Consider the following 18,239-nt stretch of genomic DNA (forward strand, 5'->3'; position numbering starts at 1 on the left):
TCTTAAAATTGATATTCCTTTTGTTACGCCTTGTGCGTTTTTAATAAATTCTACAAGCAGCCGTACATCTCCCTGCCGATAAACTAAACTTTTTTAATATTTAAAGAAGCTTTTGGCTCGTGAATCTGCTACAATATCAGTATATACAATCCATGAATATTCCCTGCTCAATGAATAAACCAGAAGGAGTGAAATCAATGAAAGCGATGCGACGCTCCGAGAAGCAAATGACACGGGATGAGGCGCTTGACTTGCTGTCAGCCGGAGCATATGGAGTGCTGGCAACAGTGGATCCTGACGGTCAGCCCCATGCCACGCCATTGAACTATGTGCTGGTCAATGGCGTTTTATACTTTCACTGCGCCTGGGAAGGCGTGAAGTTGAACAATATCCGGCACAACGCTAAGGTGGGTTTTACCGTGGTCGGGCGCAGCCAGCTATTGCCGGACCAATTCAACACTGACTATGAAAGTATAATGGTGTTCGGCCGGGCCGGCCTGGCCGATGAGCATGAAAAAATTATCGCGTTGAAAGCGCTTGTCCAAAAATACAGCGCTGCCTACATTCCTGAAGGGTATGATTACATAGAAAAAAGTCAGGATCACACTCAGGTTGTCCGTATCACCATTGACCATATTTCCGGTAAACACAAGCTATAGTGTAAAAAGAAACAGACCCGGCGCCGCCGGGTCATTTGCTTCTTATCATCTGGTTGTTTCAAAGGTCTTACAGTTGGTTTCGCGGCTTTGGTTAGCCTGGCCGCTGCCATTGTCCGTATGGACCTCAATAGCGGAAGCGTTGCAACGCTGGCCGGACTCCCAATACCTACAGTTGGATACGCCGCATTTTACATTCGACAATGCCACTGATCCTCACCTCCTAAAAAATAGTCTCCAAATAGTATGTGAGGATTTGTATCTCTTATTCTGTGCAAAAAGATTCAAATGCCTTTCTGTTCAACAGTCTCCCAGCCCGCATTGCCGCCGTTGATCGGTATACTCCTTATCGCCGGGGACTAAAAAACGAAAGGGACGGCTGGCGATGCAAATCTGATCGCCGGATTTCAGACGGGCCTCATCCAGTACCGGAAGCCCATTTACCGTCAGGGCAACCCCTTCGTTATAGTTGACCAGGTAAAAAGCGCCGGTTCTATATTCCAGCACGGCCTGTACAGCAGCAAGGTTCGTAATGGGCAGGGGAATATCCACTCCGTTGCGACCTTCTTCCACAGCCTGACCAATAGAAACCAGCGGTTTAGAAAGGGTAAATACCGACTGACCGCTGACCTTCTGTACGTCATATAACAGAGCCGGCCGCAGGACATCCTGTGACTTGGCCAATTCTCGCTTAAAACCCGCGCGATTCCGTCGCCACATAATAACTGACAGCACAACGCCGATAGCGATCAGGCCGATCAGCAGACGGAACATCCTCTCCTGCCTGATGACCCGTGCTGCGGCCACATAGACCTGCTCAGCCGTCAGCCTGACCGGACTGTCAATGGCAGCTGCTAAAGGGTCTGGCGCCGCCAGGGCCGGCCCCTTTATGATCCAGCTTGTTAAGAGTAATGTCAGCAAGAATAAGCGCCATATCCTGATATAGTTTATCACGCCGAATCCCTCCTTTGCGGTACACAGTCGTAATGTAACCAAAGCTTTCCCGTTACATTCCCGCTCCCGGCGAAAAATTCCTTCCTGGAGACCGAACGGTCTCAGATTCGAGGCCACAGATGAGTTTTGCAACAGATTCCTAGCGGCTATAATAAAACACCCTTTAAACAGATGTCTATGGCCTGAGCCATGGCATCTGTTTAAAGGGTTTGACAGATAGAAAGGAATGATTGTGAGCGAGTTACTGATCAAACAGTTTGCTTAACGCAAACCGATTGACCTGGCGGTTCAGGTCGGCAATAGACTTGGTCAGGGAAATGGATTTGGGGCAGGCTGCCACACAGTTTTGGGCATTGCCGCAGGCGGCCAGGCCGCCGGGTCCCATCAGCGCCGTCAATCGTTCATCCTTTTGCAGGTTGCCGGTGGGATGGGCGTTAAACAGTTTGACCTGGCTAATGGGCGCCGGGCCGAGGAAGTCGGATTTGTCATTGAAGTTCGGGCAGGCTTCCATGCAGCAGCCACAGGTCATGCAACGGGAAAGAGGATATACTTCTTCCTGATTTTTCTGAGCCATACGCGGCCCCGGCCCCAGATCCCAGGTGCCGTCCACATTGATCCAGGCCTTGACTTTTTTCAGTGCCTCAAACATCCGGCTGCGGTCTACAATCAGGTCCCGCACCACCGGAAATTTGGTCAAAGGAGCCAGACGAATGGGCTGCTCCAGTTGATCAATCAAGGCGGAGCAAGACTGCCGGGCTTTGCCGTTAATGATCATCGTGCAGGCGCCGCATACTTCTTCCAGACAGTTGCAGTCCCAGGCAACCGGGTTTACTTCCTTGCCGTCGCTGGTGACCGGATTCTTTTGAATCTCCATCAGGGCAGTGACCACATTCATATTATCGCTGTAAGGCACGACGAATTCCTGGGTATAAGGCGCCGTTTCCGGACTGTCCTGACGCTTGATAATCAAACGAACTGTTTTTGCTTCTGATTTCGATATCGATGTCATGGTTACTTGGCCTCCTTCTTGGCGGCGGAGTTGTTGTCAACATCATAGCGCCGCGCCCGAGGCGCTAACAGCGACGTATCAACCGGCTCGTAGGAGAAGACCGGGCCATCGGCGGAATAAGCCGCCTTGGTGGTTTTCAGCCAGTTTTCATCATCCCGTTCCGGGAACTCGGGTTTAAAGTGTGAACCGCGGCTTTCATTGCGCCGCAAAGCGCCCTGGGTGATGACCCTGGAAAGCTTGAGCATATGATGGAGCTGCCGGGTAAACATAACCACCTGATTGGAATAGCAGGAGTGGTCGCTGACGCCGACCTTTTCCCAGCGTTCTTCCAGTTCCTGCAGCTTATTGTCAGTTTCCTGCAATTTGGCGTTAAAGCGTTGAATCGTCACATTCTCGGTCATCCAGTCGCCCATTTCCCGGTGAATCACATAGGGATTCTCGGTTCCGTTCATTTTCATAAGCTGCTCAAAGGCGGCTATTTCTTTTTGTTTGGCGGCTTCCAGCAACGCGGAGGAAACCGGTGTCCGCTGGCGGCCTTTGACGAAGTTTACGGCTGCCGGACCAGCCACCATGCCGCTGTATGTGGCGGACATTAGAGAGTTGCCTCCCAGCCGGTTGGCGCCATGATACATATAGTCGCACTCGCCGGCGGCAAACAAGCCGGGAATGCTGGTCATATGAGAATAGTCCGTCCACAGTCCGCCCATGGTGTAATGCATGGAAGGGAAAATCTTCATGGGGACTTTGCGGGGATCTTCCCCGATAAATTTTTCATAGATTTCCAGGATGCCGCCCAGCTTGCGGTCCAGTTCCTTCGAGTCAATATGGGAAACATCCAGGTAGACGATATTCTTGCCGTCGATGCCCAGTCCCATTTCCACACATACTTTGAATATGGCTCTGGCCGCCACGTCCCGGGGTACCAGATTGCCGTAGGCAGGATACCATTCTTCGAGGAAATACCAGGGTTTTCCGTCTTTATAGGTCCAGATGCGGCCGCCGTCACCCCGGGCCGATTCACTCATCAGGCGCCGTTTGTCCTCACCCGGCAGAGCGGTGGGGTGAATCTGGATAAACTCGCCGTTGGCGTAGTATGCTCCCTGCTGATAGGCAATCGAGGCAGCCGATCCGGTGCTGATAGTGCCGTTGGTGCTGCGTCCGAATACCATGCCGATACCGCCGGTAGCCAGAATCACCGCATCAGCGGCAAAAACCTCAATCTCCATGGTGCTCAAATGCTGGGCCACAATGCCGCGGCACTCCCCGGCCTCATCCAGCACAGCAGACAAAAATTCCCATCCTTCGTACTTTTTGACCAAGCCTTTATCTTCGTAACGACGTACCTGCTCATCCAAAGTGTACAGAAGCTGCTGACCGGTGGTAGCGCCGGAAAAGGCGGTACGTTTATGTTTAGTGCCGCCGAAAGGCCTCAGGTCCAGTATCCCTTCCGATGTCCGGGTAAACATCATGCCCATGCGGTCCAGCATGTGAATCACGCCGGGTGCGGCATCGCACAGCGCTTTTACCGGCGGTTGATTAGCAAGAAAATCGCCGCCTACAACAGTGTCGATAAAATGCTGCTGGGTGGAATCCCCCTGACCCTTGGTATTCATAGCGGCGTTGATGCCACCCTGAGCACAGCCTGTATGAGAGCGTTTCACCGGCACGATGGAAAATAGATCTACTTTATGTCCCTGCTCGGCAATGCGCATGGTAGCCGTCAGGCCGGCAGCGCCGCCGCCGATTACGATAAATTTGATGCTCATAGTTTGCTCCTTCCTAGTAGACTAAAGCTTAGAAACTCAGAAATACATCATTGCTGTCAGGCCGACGATGTTCAGCAGCACAAACAGCCCCCAGCAGAGATACTGACTGGTTAACTGCGCCCGGGAACCGGTTGTAATACCCCAGGTAATCAAAAAGGCCCATATCCCGTTGGTAAAGTGGAATACAGTGGCAATATATCCAATCATGTGAAGGGAAAAAACAATGGGATCCTGCAGCACGGTGGAGAGGGTCTTAGCGTTCGTCACAGCGCCCAGACCCGCTCCACCCAAGCGCAGCAGCCATACGTGCCAAATAATGAAAAGAAATGCGATATAAGCGGTGATCCGCTGCATATAGAAGGTCCAGTTCCGAAAATAGCCGTAAGTGGCAACATTGTTTTTGGCGGCAAAAGCCGCATATAAGCCGTAGATGCCGTGAAATAAGAGAGGAAGAGCGATAAAGCCAATCTCCAGACCCGCTTTCATCGGCATATTCTGCAGAAAATCCACCGCTGCGTCAAAGGCGGCTGAACCCGCTATTCTGCGGGAGATAGTGAAGATGTGTTCCAAGAGAAAAAAGCCTACAGGCACTATACCGGTCAGGGAATGAAGCCGGCGCAAATAAAAATCTGTCTGGTTCAACGTTATAACCTCCGATATGGTTTTTGTCCTTCTTCGTAGAAGTTATTGCCCTGACTGTCAATCACCACTATAGCCGGAAAGTCTTCTACCGTGAGTTTGGCAATCGCTTCTGTTCCTAAATCTTCATAAGCCATTACTTCATACTTTTTGATGGTCTTAGCGATCAAAGCAGCCGCGCCGCCTGTAGCGGCCAAATACACACAGCCATATTTTTTCATAGCTTCCACGACTTCCGCCGAACGGTATCCCTTGCCAATCATACCCCGCAACCCTTGAGCCAGCATTTTGGGAGTATAGGCATCCATGCGGCCGCTGGTGGTAGGTCCGGCAGACCCGATAGGCTGACCAGGCTTAGCCGGAGCAGGACCTACATAATAAATAATCTGGTCGCGCATATCAACCGGCAGAGCCTCGCCTTTGTCCAGAGTCTCCACCATCCGTTTATGAGCCGCATCCCGCCCGGTGTAGATCACACCGGTAATCAGCACGCTGTCACCGGCTTTTAACGAGCGGGCAGTTTCTTCAGTCAGAGGGGTCGTAATCCGTTTTTGTGACATAGCCCACACGCTCCTTATATTTCAATTTCCGCATGCCTGGTGGCATGACAGTTAATATTGATAGCAACCGGCATACCGGCGATATGGGTAGGATAATATTCCACATTGACACCCAGAGCGGTAATTGTCCCGCCTAACCCTTGAGGACCCACGCCGGTTTTGTTGACCAGTTCCAGCAATTCCTCCTCCAGTTTAGCGTACATCGGATCGGCATTATGCTTGTTAATCGGCCGCAACAAAGCCTTTTTCGCCAGAAAGGCAGCTTTTTCAAAGGTGCCGCCGATCCCAACGCCGACGACCATGGGCGGACAGGGATTAGACCCGGCAGCGGTCACCGTATCGGTGACGAATTTCTTCACTCCGGCTACGCCGGCGGAAGGGGTCAGCATTTTCACCGCGCTCATATTCTCACTGCCAAAGCCTTTGGGAGCGATGGTGATTTTAATTTTGTCGCCGGGAACGATGGAGAGATGCAGGATGGCCGGCGTATTATCCCCGGTATTTTTGCGGACAAACATCGGATCATTGACCACTGATTTTCGTAAATAGCCCTCTTTATAGCCCTGGACTACCCCGGCATTCACCGCAGCTTCCAAATCGCCGCCAGTGATGTGAACATCCTGTCCGATTTCCATAAAAACCACGGCCATACCGGTGTCCTGGCAGATAGGCATGGCTTGGTTTCTGGCGATACAGGCATTGTCCACCAATTGCCCCAGAATTTCTCTGCCCAGGGGCGATTCTTCCTTTTCCTTGCCAGCAACCAAAGCATCGTAGACGTCCGGAGACAGATAGTAATTGGCGTCAATGCAAAGTTTAGCTATGGCTGCCGTAATGACTTTGGCCTCTACTGTACGCATAATAACCCTCCTATTTTAAAATTTTCAAGCACTATGTATCCTTGTTATAAATGTAACATGCACTATGATTCATTTAAAATATCTTTTTTCTATGATATGATAAGAAGTAGCTATGACAAGTTAAATCGATTCTGAAAACTTCTGTCCCAGAAGCGAAACGAGGTGCAGAATGGAACTTCGACAGTTGGAATGTTTTCACATGGTTTGCCAGACCAATAACTTTACCCGTACCGCCGAAAAATTGCATATAGCCCAGCCTTCGGTCACGAATGCCATTCGAAACCTGGAAACGGAATTGGGCATCCGGCTATTTAACCGCACGACAAAAAAAAGTGTCATTAACGCCGGAAGGGCAGGTGTTTTTGCGCCGGGTGGAAAAAATCCTGCGGGAAATGCGGGAAGCGGTCAGAGAAATGGACGACTTTTGCCAGTTGAAGCGAGGTGGCATCAAAATAGCCGTGCCCCCGATGATTGGCGCTTATTTGTTCCCTGACATTTTCACCCATTTTAAGAATTCACACCCTTTCCTGGACCTGCTGGTCTTTGAGGAAGGATCCCTTGCAGCCCGCGCAATGCTGGAACGGGAAGAATTAGACCTTGGCATCATCATCCTGCCGGAACACTCGGACAATCTCAACACTATCCCTATCGTCCAGGAAACCATCGTGTTATGCGTGGCCCCCACCCATCGCCTGAGCCGGGAAAACCAGGTTTCTTTCAAGCAACTGAAAAATGAAGAATTTATTCTTCTGAAAGAGGATTCCTATCATCGGCAGGTCATTATGGAGCAATGCCAAATCTATCAGTTCCAGCCCCGCGTCATTTTTTCCTCTACTCAGATCCAAACGATCAAAGCCCTGGTCTCTTCCGGCGCCGGCATCTCTTTTCTCATGCAGAGGGTGGTGGCCCAAGATGCGCCGCAGATTATCAGTCTGCCGTTGGCAGAGCCCATTACGATCAACATCGGTTTGGCCTGGAAAAAAGACAAGTACCTGTCTAAGGCTTCACAGGCATTTATTGAATTTATTCATGAATACACTCAATCCCCGGATTTTCATAACCCTTGGCGTCTTTTGCCCCAGTCATTTCCGCCTTGCAAGATGAAGGAGCTGTCTTAATAAAAAAAGGAAGGCACCCACCCGTCATGGCAAGAAAATAGATATTGTATGCGAAAGAGGATTCATCTGCGGTAGATGAATCCCCTTTCGCATTTTTATTATTTTCCCCGGCAGAGTTTTACCGCCCGGTTTACCAAATGCTCAGCCGTAATGCCGAATTTCTCGTAAAGGATCTCCGCAGGGGCGGAAGCGCCAAAGTGGTCCATACCCACGATTTCGCCCTTATCCCCCACATATTTGTGCCAGCCCTGGGTGCTGCCGGCTTCAATTGCGATCCTGGCCCCTATGGAAGGCGGCAGCACCATGTCACGATATTCAGAAGGCTGTTCATCAAACAGTTCCCAGCTGGGCATGCTGACAACCCGGGCCGTAATGCCTTTTTCCTTGAGTTTAGCGGCAGCTTCCAAAGCGATATGCAGTTCCGAACCGGTGCCCATCAGAATCACATCCGGCTTAACGCCGCCTTTATCCACAATATAAGCACCCTGGAACAGATCGCCATGGGACTCGTAACGGCTGCGGTCAATCACCGGCACATTTTGGCGGGTGAAGATCAAGGCCACAGGCCCTTCCTGGCTTTCCATGGCGTAACGCCAAGCTTCCACCGTTTCATTGGCATCAGCCGGACGGATGACGGTGAGTTCAGGGATAACCCGCAAGGAAGCCACCTGCTCTATCGGCTGATGAGTCGGACCGTCTTCCCCCAGACCGATGCTGTCATGGGTAAACACATAAACAGCTTTTTGCCGCATCAAGGCCGCCAGGCGGATGGGGGGACGCATGTAATCGGCAAACGCCAGGAATGTAGCGCCAAAAGGAATTAAACCGCCATGGAGCGCCATGCCGTTCATGACGGATCCCATACCATGCTCTCGGACGCCAAAGCGCATATTGCGGCCGGCCGGGTTAGCGGCGCTAAAGTCACCTAAACCTTTCATATATGTCTTAGTAGATGGCGCCAGGTCGGCGGAACCGCCGATGAGATTGGGAACTTTCCCGGCAATAGCCGTCAAAGCCTCGCCGGAGGCAGCTCTGGTGGCCATGCCTTTGGCACTGGGCGGATAGACCGGCAGATCCTGGTCCCAATTGTCCGGAAGCTGTCCCTCTAAACCCCGCTGCCACTCAGCCGCCAGTTCGGGAAACCCTGTGGCGTAGGAGGCAAAAAGTTTTTGCCAAGCCTGTTCCTGCTGGTTGTTTTGTTCGGCTACAGCCTGAAAATGCCGCGCCGCCTCATCCGGAACGTAAAAAGACGGTTCTTTCGGCCAGCCAAAACCTTCTTTTACCAAGGCCACTTCGCTCTCACCCAAGGGCTCGCCATGAGCGCTGGCTTTTCCCTGCTTACCCGGGCTGCCATAGCCGATCTCGGTGCGAACAGCAATTAGACTGGGTCTGGCATTATCCTTTTTAGCCTGCTCAATGGCTGCTTCAATGGCTGTCAAATCATTGCCGTCCTTCACAGCCAGGACCTGCCAGCCGTAAGCTTCAAACCGTTTGAGGCTGTCGTCGCCAAATGCAATATCAGTACTGCCTTCTATTGAAATATGATTATCATCATAAAGGCAAATCAGCTTGCCCAGTTTCAGCGTGCCAGCCAGAGAGGCGGCTTCGTGGGAGATTCCCTCCATCAGGCAGCCGTCGCCGACGATGGTATAGGTGTAGTGATCCACGATATCATAACCGGGGCGATTGAACCTGGCCGCCAGATGACGCTCAGCGATAGCCATGCCGACTGCGTTGGCCAGACCCTGGCCCAGGGGGCCGGTCGTTGTCTCCACTCCTGCCGTGTAGCTGAACTCCGGATGTCCGGGAGTCCGGCTCTCCCATTGGCGGAATTTTTTCAATTCTTCCAGGGGCAAATCATAACCGGTCAGATGCAGCAGAGCATACAAGAGCATCGAACCATGGCCGGCTGACAAGACAAACCGGTCACGGTCAGGCCAGGCCGGATTTAGCGGACTGTGGCGCAAAAATTTATTCCACAGGACATAAGCCATGGGAGCAGCCCCCATCGGCATGCCAGGATGCCCGGATTTCGCCTTTTCGATGGCATCGACCGCCAACATCCGTATTGTGTTGACGCACAATTGGTCAGTTGCTTGGTTCATTGAATAAGGTGCCTCCTTATAATCATGTGTTCATGCGGTTCAGAAAGGAAAATGGAACCATTTGAGCAAGTTTTAAACCAGATTTCTATATTCGTTGTTTCCCGGCGAAACCCTTTCCGGTTAAAGCCCATTTCCCCGATTTTTACAGAAAATCAACGCAAAAAGGGATAATCTGTTCTGTAAAGATTATCCCCTAAAACGGCTATTCCCATGTTGCCGGGAAAATAGTTTTTGTTTTATCCAGGCTATTTCAGTATTGCCATCGGAACATGGTCCATGTCGTCGAAATTCTGATTCTCACCGCACATTCCCCAAATAAAGGTATAACTGGCGGTTCCCACGCCGGAATGAATGGACCAGCTGGGAGAAATGACGGCTTCTTCATTTCTCATCACAATGTGCCGCGTTTCAGCCGGCTCACCCATCAGATGGAATACGACCGCATTCTCCGGCAGGTCAAAATAAAAATAAACCTCCATGCGCCGGTCATGAGTGTGACAAGGCATACTGTTCCACATATTTCCCGGTTCAAGTACCGTCATGCCCATGACCAGCTGGCAACTCTTCGCTCCTGCCTGGGGATCAATGTATTTATAAATAGTGCGCTCGTTGGATTGCTGAATCGATCCCAGGTGATTACCTTTGATGTCTTTCTTCAGTATCTTTTTCGTCGGAAAAGCCGCGTGGGCCGGGCAGCTATTGAAATAAAATTTCGCCGGGTTCTTGGGATCGTCACTGGAGAATACCAGGTCCTTCGACCCCATACTCACATACAACCCATCAGATTTCTCCAGCCTGTACTCTGTGCCGTCTACCATCACAGTCCCGGCCGGTCCGATATTGACAATACCCATTTCTCTTCTTTGCAGGAAAAAGTCCGCGCCGATCTCTTTGCCCGCCTGCAGGGCAATCGGTTCCGCCGGCCGTGCTCCGCCGGCGATGATCCGGTCCACGTGGCTATATACCATTTTTATTTTGCCAGGCAGTAATAAATCCTGAATTAAGAATTCTTCTCTCATTCTTTCGGTAGTATAGGCCTTAATATCTCTGGGACTTACCGCTGTTCTGATTTCCATGGCTACCACCCCTCCATCGTTGAAAAATCAATAATGCCTTTTCCTTTAGCCTCGGGCCTTTTGGATTAGATTATAGCATAATTTTTTCAACCTTCGCACTATTAAGGCGAACCACATGGTGAACTTTCGTACTATGCCATGAAATATCGGATTCTTCCCCAGCAAGAGAACCGGACCCGGAAGAAGGTGCTCAGTGGCGGACCGAAGACTCGACCCGCTTCAGGTTCTTAAACCAGTCAGATAAATGGTCGCTCTGGGTCATCAGGCATACACCGGAAATGATCGATAACCCGCCTAAAATTTCGCGCCAGCCTAAATGTTCCCCTAAGAAACTTACGGCAAAAGTCATGCCGACCAAAGGCATGATATTGATGAAGATAGCGGCCTTGGTCGGCCCCAGAGTTTTAACGCCGCTATTCCACCAAGTCATTGCCAGGATGCCGCCGCCAATGACCATATACAGCAGGGATAATACCCCTGTAGAGGTCATCCGGGATACCCCATGCCCCCCGTCCCAAAACAAAAGAGGCCCCGTCGCCACAGTACCGGCTAAACCGGCCCAAGCCGTAACAGTCACCGGTGAAAGCTCACGCATGACGCTGCGGCCTAATATTGAATATACAGCCCAGCAAATTTGACTGCCTAAAAAGAGGATATCGCCGTAGTTAAAGGAAAGATGCAAAATAGCGTCGATCGACCCATGAGCGACTAAAAAGGTGACACCGAAAAAGGAAATCATAATGCCTGTCCACTGGATCCTGCTGATTTTCTCCCGCAGAAAAATAGCGCTGATGACCGCCGTTAATGCCGGCGTAGTCGCCGAAACCAGCGAACAATGCATGGCGGTTGAAAATTTCAAACCGCTAAATTGAAGAACGTTATTCAAAGTGATACCGGTGATGCCCATTAAAGCCAGAACACGAAAATGCCGGGCCGGAGGAACCGCCGCTTTGCCGTTCGAGAAAAATAAAATGGCTAACAGGATCACACTAATACCCAGATAGCGGCAGAAAGTGATCCAGAGTGGAGATAATTCCGTAAGAAGTGTTTTGACTATAACCGGCTGTACGCCCCATAAGAAAGTGGCCATCACCAAAAAAACATAGACCGGAACGAATTGATTCATGATTGGCGACCCCCATCCCACTATCATATGGAACCAAAAAAGTACGGTCTCACCAGCTTGGCAAGACCGCTTAAGCATCATCTATAAAATGTTCTGGAGCGGGTGATGGGAATCGAACCCACGCGACTAGCTTGGAAGGCTAGGACTCTACCATTGAGCTACACCCGCAATATGTCTTGATCAAATAAATATGGTCGGAGCGGCAGGATTTGAACCTGCGACCCCCTGGTCCCAAGCCAGGTGCTCTACCAAACTGAGCCACGCCCCGTTCAACACGAAAAGTATTATACTATACTGCCGGAATTAAGTCAAGAATCTTTTTTACTCCTGAGGAAGCTCACGGTTTCGCCGGTTCAACCAGCCATAGGGCCAGGATCTTTCCGGCCGTCTGTAGGGCACGCGTCCTTGCCCGGGCATCCGGTCCGCATCAGGATGCTTACTCCATAAGGAGATCAGTACCCAGGCAATGCCTAACCCCAAAAAGATACCGGCTATCACCTGCATATCCGTATGCCAGCTTGACTCTACCCGTGACCAGGATATAGCCATACTGCAAGAATACCAAAACCACCAAAACCTCGGAAAAAGCAGGGTCAACACAAAACCCATTGCAAAAGCGTGGGTGGTATGACCGCTGGGAAAGCCGCCGATGGTACCGTCAGGGCGCAGGGCCCAGGCAGCAACAGGAAAGAGTTTAATGGCCTGAACGACGATCCAGACAGTGAGATCCAGTCCCAGAATCAATTTGATAAGGCTTTTAAGGTTTCTTCGCAAAGCCCAGCCAATGATCAGCAAATTGGTACTGACCAGAAAAAGATCATTTCCTAAACCGCCAAGAAAGTTAGCCACATTCCATACATAAGGATTCGTTCCTTTGCCTAATGTCAAGACGAGTATGGCCGTCAGGAAGCCGGCGCCAATTCCCGCCATCAAAGCCAATCGCAGATTCTGCAATCGTTTTGGTATAAAAAGTCCTTTCAAAGCCTGTATACTCCTCTCACAACATTTGACGTTGTTCAATGACCGTATGGCATAGGATAACCATACATTAAATTGCGGGCATAATACCAATTCAGGCGGAGTTCCTCTCGGCCTTGCCGGTTGATGGCGACACTGCCCAAAGGGGATATGGATTGAAAATAAGGTCCATATTGCTGCAGCACCCGCTCGGTCACGGCAGGTCTGCCGATAATGACAGCATCCTTCCCCAGCATAGAACCGATGGGGCGAATGAAGGCGAAGTGATGGGGTTCATCTGACAAGCAAACTACCGGCAGCTTCCCGCTCAGGGCATAATCAATCTTGCCGGCATCAATCCAATGAGGGGCGATCACAAACAATTCAGCCTGATGCTCTTGAGTCAGAAAACCTTTTGCCGCAAAAGCCGGCCGGACTTCCCGCCAATCATACGCTTCCATAGAAGGGTCCCCCTGAGGGAAGAGCGACGGATTCATTGTTTTCAACCAACCGGTGGCCGTGTGCGAAGCCAGAACGGCAATCAGCAAAATAAAAACAAGAGCGGAAAGCCTCAGCCAAACCGCTGTTTTTCGATTATGACAGGCCAGTCGGTTAGCAACCACTCTCCCCAGCAAGGGAAACAAAAAGAGATATCCCGGCGCCTGCCAGTGAAACAGGCCTTCCGCCCCGCATAGGGTCAAGAAGGTAAAAATCAGAATGGGACCGGCTGCCAAACAGGATAAAAACCAGCGTTTTGACTGTTCCGGAGTGCTGCCCGGACCTCCCAAACCACTGGTAATCCAGGACCCAACCAGCGGCAGCCAGATCCAGGGAAGCACCCAGGCCGCCTGCCCGGCAATATTGCCCATCATTCGTCCGGGGTACCAGCCCTTGGCTAAGCCCCGGCTGCCCTGAAACGCAAAAGATGCCCAGTCATGCTGCCAGTTCCAGATCAAAACCGGCGAGAAAATAAGAAGTCCGATGCCTAATGCCAGATAGGGACCGGCCGTTAAAAGCAAGGGGCGATGCGTACGGGATGTAATGATAAAGAGGAAAGCGCCGAAGGCGATAAAAACAGCATGATATTTGCTGAGAAGTCCCAGCCCCAAAAGAACCCCCGCTGCCAACCACCAGAACAGAGACCGTTCCTGCGTCGGGTCAAATAGAAGCTGGACCAGTACCAGCACACAGGCCAGCATAAAAAACATCAAGGGTCCGTCCGGCAAGATCCAACCGCCGGTACTGAGACTAAATACAGCCGAAAGATTCATGATCAAGGCGGCGTAAACGCCGGCCCAATTGCCGAAAAGAACGGCGCCCAGCCTGTACATCAGCCAGGTAGTGGCAGCAAACAGCAAAATAAACGGCAACCGCAGCAGAATGCCATAATCTGTGCCGAAAATCTTGCCAGCCAGCCCTATCAACCAGAAATGCAACGGCGGATGATCGAAATAACTCAATGTCCAGATTCGTGATACAGCCACAGCGTAAGATTCATCAACGCCTAATCCAATGGTTAAGCCGAGGACGACCCTGAATAAGAGGCCGCCAAGAATTAACAGCAGCATGACTCCTGTCGTTTTGCTCCATGAATCGGCAAAAACCCGCAAACTCATTGAATATATATCCTCCAGCCTCAAGATTGTAAAACAATCTATGATTCATTATATCATAAGTCATCGGTTTACAGTAGCCGTCCCCCTTAAGTGCAATAGACAATATTCAACAAAAAACGCTCCGCAAATTCATATTTCTTAAAGCCCAGGCGCCTTATGAAGCCATCGCCGGGAGCCTGCTTTGCCCTTGCCGAATATGATACATAGCGGGGTGATACCATTGAATTATTCTATCCTGATTTTATTGTCAAAACGTCAGCTCATGTTAGCTAAAAACGGGAAATACTTTAAGTCCTATCCTGTCGGAGTTGGGAAATTCAACACTCCATCTCCCACAGGCCGTTTCATGATCGTCAGTAAAGTCCCTAACCCCGGCGGCCCTTTCGGCGTGATGTGGCTCGGGCTGAGCGTGCCGCATCACGGCATTCACGGCACGAATAACCCAGCCTCCATCGGCGGTCAAGTTTCGAAAGGCTGTATCCGGATGCAAAATCGTGACGTTATCGACCTGGCCGGCTATGTTACTGTTGGAACTCCGGTGACCATTCGCTCTTGAAGAAATCACGGATGAGTTTTCAGCAGGCTGACGCAAAAACAGGTGCGGAATCACCCGCGCCTGTTTTTTTATTTGCCGGATACATCATCCATCCGATTGCACCAAACCGTTTTATCCCCAGGAGAAATGTCGGCCCCAGCCTCGCCAAACAGTAATGCAATAAGCTCCACAGCGACCAAAACAGTCGTTTGCTCTTTATCGAACAGCGGATTTACCTCCACAATGTCGCAGGAAGTAATGCGGTTCGAAGCAGCCAATAACCTGATGGCTTTTCGGCTGTCCTCCAGACTTACGCCATTATCAACCGGAGTACCTACTCCCGGTGCTTGGCAGGGATCTATGCCATCCATGTCGAAACTGAGATGAATACCATCACATTGCCGGCTCAAATAAGCCAGGGTTTCTTCTATGACTTGCTCTATGCCGCGTCTGGCTACATCCTCAGCGGTAAAAACCTTTATTTGTTTTTCCCGGATCAAATCCTGCTCGCCCGGGTCAATATCCCGCACCCCGATAAATACCACCTGTTCCGGTTGAATTTTCGGTTGGTACCCTCCGATACGGGTCAAAGCCGGATGCCCCAGACCCAGACTGACTGCCAGGGGCATACCATGAATATTGCCGCTGGGAGTAGTCTCCGGAGTGTTGATATCCGCATGGGCGTCAAACCAGATCACTCCCATCCGGGAATAATGCTTAGCAGCGCCGGCAATACTGCCCACTGCGATGCTGTGATCTCCTCCTAATACCAGAGGAAATCTGCCTTCGGCAATAACTGCCGCCACTTTTTCTGACAACTTTACATTAGCGGCTGCAACCTGTTTTAGATTTTTCAGAGAGGGTGTTCCCTGCCCAGTGGTCTGAGAAAGCGTAAGATCACCTAAATCGATGATATCAGGGTTCAATGCCTGCAGGCGATTCATCATCCCGGCCCGGCGCAAAGCTTCCGGTCCCAGATTTGTTCCATATCGTGTTTGTCCCAGCCACATTGGCATGCCAATAACAGAGACTGATTTCATTCAATATCACCGCCTTAGAAAATTCTTAACTTTTTCACCGATTTCTTATTTTAGCCTGTTCTTTCCCTTTATGCAACACTTTAATCAATACTTAATCGTTATAGTGAAAATTCGCAAAAAAATTTTGACAAATTATTAGAGACTCTTGAGTCTTTTCAGCAGGGAAACGCTACTGTTAAAAAGTAATATTATATTCTAATTATCTTGCTTTATTCATTGTTTTTTTGCAGAAGAATCATCGCACAGGAGGATCCGTAATGAAATTTCAGGCAGCCGTAGTAAATGTTCATGATATTACTTACGCAATCGTATCCGTCAAAGAATATGTAATCGACAGCAAATTTACCGCATCCCGGGTAATTAAAGTATTCGAGCCTCTGTTTCCAGGGTTGCCAATCATCCTGGTGTCTATCAACTTTCATGGTCTCCCCGCTTATTTCGGCAATGAGGACGTCCTAAAGGTGGCCATGAACGTACCGGTTCAAGATATTCCCTGGCAGGAATATACTGTAGAATATCAGGACAATCAACCGTTCGCGACGCAAGAATGACAAAGCAGCCCGCCGGCTTTTACAGCTAAAAAAGGTAAAGCAAAGACCCCGCATTTCTGTGGGGTCTTGATTTCTCTGGCGCGCCTAGTACGATTCGAACGTACGACCCACGGATTAGAAGTCCGTTGCTCTATCCCCTGAGCTACAGGCGCAATATTAGCTTAAAGTCAAGGCTTTTGGCCTACCGAAATATTATAGCATCAACGCGGCATGTTGTCAATAAACTGCTCCGCGTCTATAAGCCAGTCTCGCTAGTGTAGTATCCTGGCAATCTTTTTCTCCTGCTGAAAACGGTCAAAGTCTTTGGCCAAACCCTTACTATCAAGATATTCCAGCATGTCCGCATTGTGATGTCGCAATTCTTTGGTTTCTGTCTGCAGTCTTTCCACCCGCTGCTCCAGATGTTCCGTTTTAATTATAGCCCGGTCTAATTTCTCATCTACTGCCGTAAGTTCCAGATCGCAGCAGGAAACAATCCCCAGTAAAAGTTTAGCAGCTTGCAGTGCAGCATCACCCCGATCTATCTCACCGCTATAGCCCTTACCCAGCAGCTCTTTCAATTCGTTTATGGCTTGTTGCATGCTATCCGTCATTTATGGCAGCCCTCCTTTTTCCTCAGATCCAAAATCACTTTGAATGAATTTTCTCCGCTTTCAGTGAAAATTCCTTTTCCCAGCAGTCATCAGAATTCTATAACAGGCAAAAAGGCTCTGCGGATGTAATCCGGTCACACCCGCGGAGTCTTTTCAGCATCTCCCGTTGTAGTTTTATCTTCGTTTTGACCAGAAGACTGCTGCCGCGATTCTAAATTCATCAGGATATTATAAGCAAACGTTTCGCTAAAACCGGCCAGGACAGCAACTAAAAGAATCCCTTCCGATTTAGTATTAAACATCCCGAAAATCACATCCGCCTTAATTGCTAAAAAGCCGATCCAAGCGGAAATTACCGCGATAAAAATCCGGATCATTCCGTTAATCTGATAATATCGGCGGGATGTATTCAAATCTATGCTGATTTTATGCAGCCCAACTGCAGCCGAAAAAAAGCCGCCGCCCGCTCCGGCCAGAAAGATATAAGGAACAGTCCAGTCAGAAAGAGTCGGCAGCGCACAAATGAGAGCAAAAGCGGCAATGCATGCGACCAACCCGTATAAACAGCCCGTTAAATAATCCAATTTGATCCGGTTGGTTTTATGCTGGAGAATGTTCTGACTCAACTGATTTAAAATATTCCGCGCCGATGCGTCATCTCCCAGTAAACACTGATGCAATGCAATAGCAATATCTGTATAATAACAGGTTCGTTCCTCCAAATTCAATAAACTGTAAACCGAATTCATCTCGGCTGCAATGCAGGAGGGACTCTTGATCGTATCGGTCTCCATGCCGACAATTAAACCGATCACATCTTCACAGCGATAGATGATATGACTTCCCGGGATATTAAAATATACTTCGGCAATCTTACGCCCCTGCTGATCCAGCTCTCCCGCCTCATAGGAGCAATACGGACTCCGGATGATAAGCGCCACCTCCCACTGGTGAATAATATTATCTATTCCGGGAGCTGTGCGATTATTCTTGTTCCGTAAAGAAGCACGCTGGCGCAATTTGCTGTACAAAATGCTGCATAAGCACCCCATAAAACAAAAAAGCCCCGGAGATGCTC

General features: G+C 50.0%; 19 protein-coding genes, 3 tRNA genes and 1 pseudogene. 5 read left to right on the forward strand and 18 right to left on the reverse strand.

The window, feature by feature from the left end:
* Window positions 1-197: 197 nt before the first annotated feature.
* Complete coding sequence (locus tag ALO_RS12245) at window positions 198-659, forward strand: pyridoxamine 5'-phosphate oxidase family protein (RefSeq protein WP_004096363.1); 462 nt, start codon at window positions 198-200, stop codon at window positions 657-659.
* A 45-nt stretch (window positions 660-704) separates the two neighbouring features.
* Here the strand turns inward: ALO_RS12245 and ALO_RS21445 are convergent, their stop codons facing one another.
* The 7 genes from ALO_RS21445 to ALO_RS12275 form a co-directional block, all read right to left on the reverse strand.
* Window positions 705-866: a DUF1540 domain-containing protein gene (locus ALO_RS21445; RefSeq protein WP_004096365.1), complete on the reverse strand. Its 162-nt coding sequence runs from the start codon at window positions 864-866 to the stop codon at window positions 705-707.
* A 90-nt stretch (window positions 867-956) separates the two neighbouring features.
* On the reverse strand, window positions 957-1,610 hold the full coding sequence (locus tag ALO_RS12250) for an FHA domain-containing protein (protein WP_004096367.1): 654 nt from the start codon (window positions 1,608-1,610) through the stop codon (window positions 957-959).
* Window positions 1,611-1,851: 241 nt separating this feature from the next.
* Window positions 1,852-2,619: a succinate dehydrogenase iron-sulfur subunit gene (gene sdhB, locus ALO_RS12255; RefSeq protein ID WP_004096369.1), complete on the reverse strand. Its 768-nt coding sequence runs from the start codon at window positions 2,617-2,619 to the stop codon at window positions 1,852-1,854.
* A 2-nt stretch (window positions 2,620-2,621) separates the two neighbouring features.
* A complete protein-coding gene (gene sdhA, locus ALO_RS12260) occupies window positions 2,622-4,385 on the reverse strand; it encodes a succinate dehydrogenase flavoprotein subunit (protein ID WP_004096371.1) in 1,764 nt (587 codons plus the stop codon).
* Window positions 4,386-4,421: 36 nt separating this feature from the next.
* Window positions 4,422-5,027 carry a succinate dehydrogenase/fumarate reductase transmembrane subunit gene (locus ALO_RS12265; RefSeq protein WP_004096373.1) on the reverse strand — a complete coding sequence of 202 codons (606 nt, stop codon included), beginning with the start codon at window positions 5,025-5,027 and terminating at the stop codon, window positions 4,422-4,424.
* Window positions 5,028-5,029: 2 nt separating this feature from the next.
* On the reverse strand, window positions 5,030-5,584 hold the full coding sequence (locus tag ALO_RS12270) for a Fe-S-containing hydro-lyase (RefSeq protein ID WP_004096375.1): 555 nt from the start codon (window positions 5,582-5,584) through the stop codon (window positions 5,030-5,032).
* A gap of 14 nt (window positions 5,585-5,598) precedes the next feature.
* Window positions 5,599-6,444: a fumarate hydratase gene (locus tag ALO_RS12275; protein ID WP_004096377.1), complete on the reverse strand. Its 846-nt coding sequence runs from the start codon at window positions 6,442-6,444 to the stop codon at window positions 5,599-5,601.
* A gap of 199 nt (window positions 6,445-6,643) precedes the next feature.
* On the opposite strand from ALO_RS12275, the pseudogene ALO_RS23180 reads away from it, so the two are divergent.
* Both ALO_RS23180 and ALO_RS12280 read left to right on the forward strand, forming a co-directional pair.
* Window positions 6,644-6,715 (forward strand): annotated as a pseudogene (locus ALO_RS23180) (helix-turn-helix domain-containing protein); the annotation flags it as partial.
* 61 nt (window positions 6,716-6,776) lie between these two features.
* Complete coding sequence (locus ALO_RS12280) at window positions 6,777-7,562, forward strand: LysR family transcriptional regulator substrate-binding protein (protein WP_238528267.1); 786 nt, start codon at window positions 6,777-6,779, stop codon at window positions 7,560-7,562.
* Between the two features lie 98 nt (window positions 7,563-7,660).
* Here the strand turns inward: ALO_RS12280 and tkt are convergent, their stop codons facing one another.
* From tkt to ALO_RS20940, 7 genes are all read right to left on the reverse strand, one after another.
* Window positions 7,661-9,667: a transketolase gene (tkt, locus tag ALO_RS12285; protein WP_004096381.1), complete on the reverse strand. Its 2,007-nt coding sequence runs from the start codon at window positions 9,665-9,667 to the stop codon at window positions 7,661-7,663.
* 245 nt (window positions 9,668-9,912) lie between these two features.
* A complete protein-coding gene (gene kduI, locus ALO_RS12290; protein WP_004096383.1) occupies window positions 9,913-10,743 on the reverse strand; it encodes a 5-dehydro-4-deoxy-D-glucuronate isomerase in 831 nt (276 codons plus the stop codon).
* A 190-nt stretch (window positions 10,744-10,933) separates the two neighbouring features.
* On the reverse strand, window positions 10,934-11,869 hold the full coding sequence (locus ALO_RS12295) for a DMT family transporter (RefSeq protein WP_004096390.1): 936 nt from the start codon (window positions 11,867-11,869) through the stop codon (window positions 10,934-10,936).
* A 94-nt stretch (window positions 11,870-11,963) separates the two neighbouring features.
* Window positions 11,964-12,037: transfer RNA gene (locus ALO_RS12300), tRNA-Gly, on the reverse strand.
* Between the two features lie 23 nt (window positions 12,038-12,060).
* Window positions 12,061-12,137, reverse strand: a tRNA-Pro gene (locus tag ALO_RS12305).
* A 53-nt stretch (window positions 12,138-12,190) separates the two neighbouring features.
* Window positions 12,191-12,850 carry a phosphatase PAP2 family protein gene (locus ALO_RS12310; protein ID WP_004096391.1) on the reverse strand — a complete coding sequence of 220 codons (660 nt, stop codon included), beginning with the start codon at window positions 12,848-12,850 and terminating at the stop codon, window positions 12,191-12,193.
* A 35-nt stretch (window positions 12,851-12,885) separates the two neighbouring features.
* Window positions 12,886-14,442 (reverse strand): glycosyltransferase family 39 protein, encoded by a 1,557-nt coding sequence (locus tag ALO_RS20940; protein ID WP_004096392.1) that lies wholly within the window; start codon window positions 14,440-14,442, stop codon window positions 12,886-12,888.
* A gap of 196 nt (window positions 14,443-14,638) precedes the next feature.
* On the opposite strand from ALO_RS20940, the gene ALO_RS12320 reads away from it, so the two are divergent.
* A complete protein-coding gene (locus tag ALO_RS12320) occupies window positions 14,639-14,998 on the forward strand; it encodes a L,D-transpeptidase (protein WP_050807010.1) in 360 nt (119 codons plus the stop codon).
* 68 nt (window positions 14,999-15,066) lie between these two features.
* Here the strand turns inward: ALO_RS12320 and rocF are convergent, their stop codons facing one another.
* Entirely contained in the window at window positions 15,067-16,017 is a 951-nt protein-coding gene (rocF, locus tag ALO_RS12325) for an arginase (protein WP_004096395.1), read from the reverse strand.
* 257 nt (window positions 16,018-16,274) lie between these two features.
* On the opposite strand from rocF, the gene ALO_RS12330 reads away from it, so the two are divergent.
* A complete protein-coding gene (locus ALO_RS12330) occupies window positions 16,275-16,568 on the forward strand; it encodes a hypothetical protein (protein ID WP_004096397.1) in 294 nt (97 codons plus the stop codon).
* A 76-nt stretch (window positions 16,569-16,644) separates the two neighbouring features.
* Here ALO_RS12330 and ALO_RS12335 read toward each other — a convergent pair.
* From ALO_RS12335 to ALO_RS12345, 3 genes are all read right to left on the reverse strand, one after another.
* Window positions 16,645-16,720 (reverse strand) — tRNA-Arg (locus ALO_RS12335).
* Window positions 16,721-16,819: 99 nt separating this feature from the next.
* Window positions 16,820-17,161 carry a hypothetical protein gene (locus ALO_RS12340; RefSeq protein WP_004096399.1) on the reverse strand — a complete coding sequence of 114 codons (342 nt, stop codon included), beginning with the start codon at window positions 17,159-17,161 and terminating at the stop codon, window positions 16,820-16,822.
* Window positions 17,162-17,295: 134 nt separating this feature from the next.
* Window positions 17,296-18,192 carry a hypothetical protein gene (locus ALO_RS12345; RefSeq protein ID WP_139025390.1) on the reverse strand — a complete coding sequence of 299 codons (897 nt, stop codon included), beginning with the start codon at window positions 18,190-18,192 and terminating at the stop codon, window positions 17,296-17,298.
* Window positions 18,193-18,239: the final 47 nt, after the last annotated feature.

This window comes from Acetonema longum DSM 6540, from assembly GCF_000219125.1.
GTDB lineage: Bacteria > Bacillota > Negativicutes > Sporomusales > Acetonemataceae > Acetonema > Acetonema longum.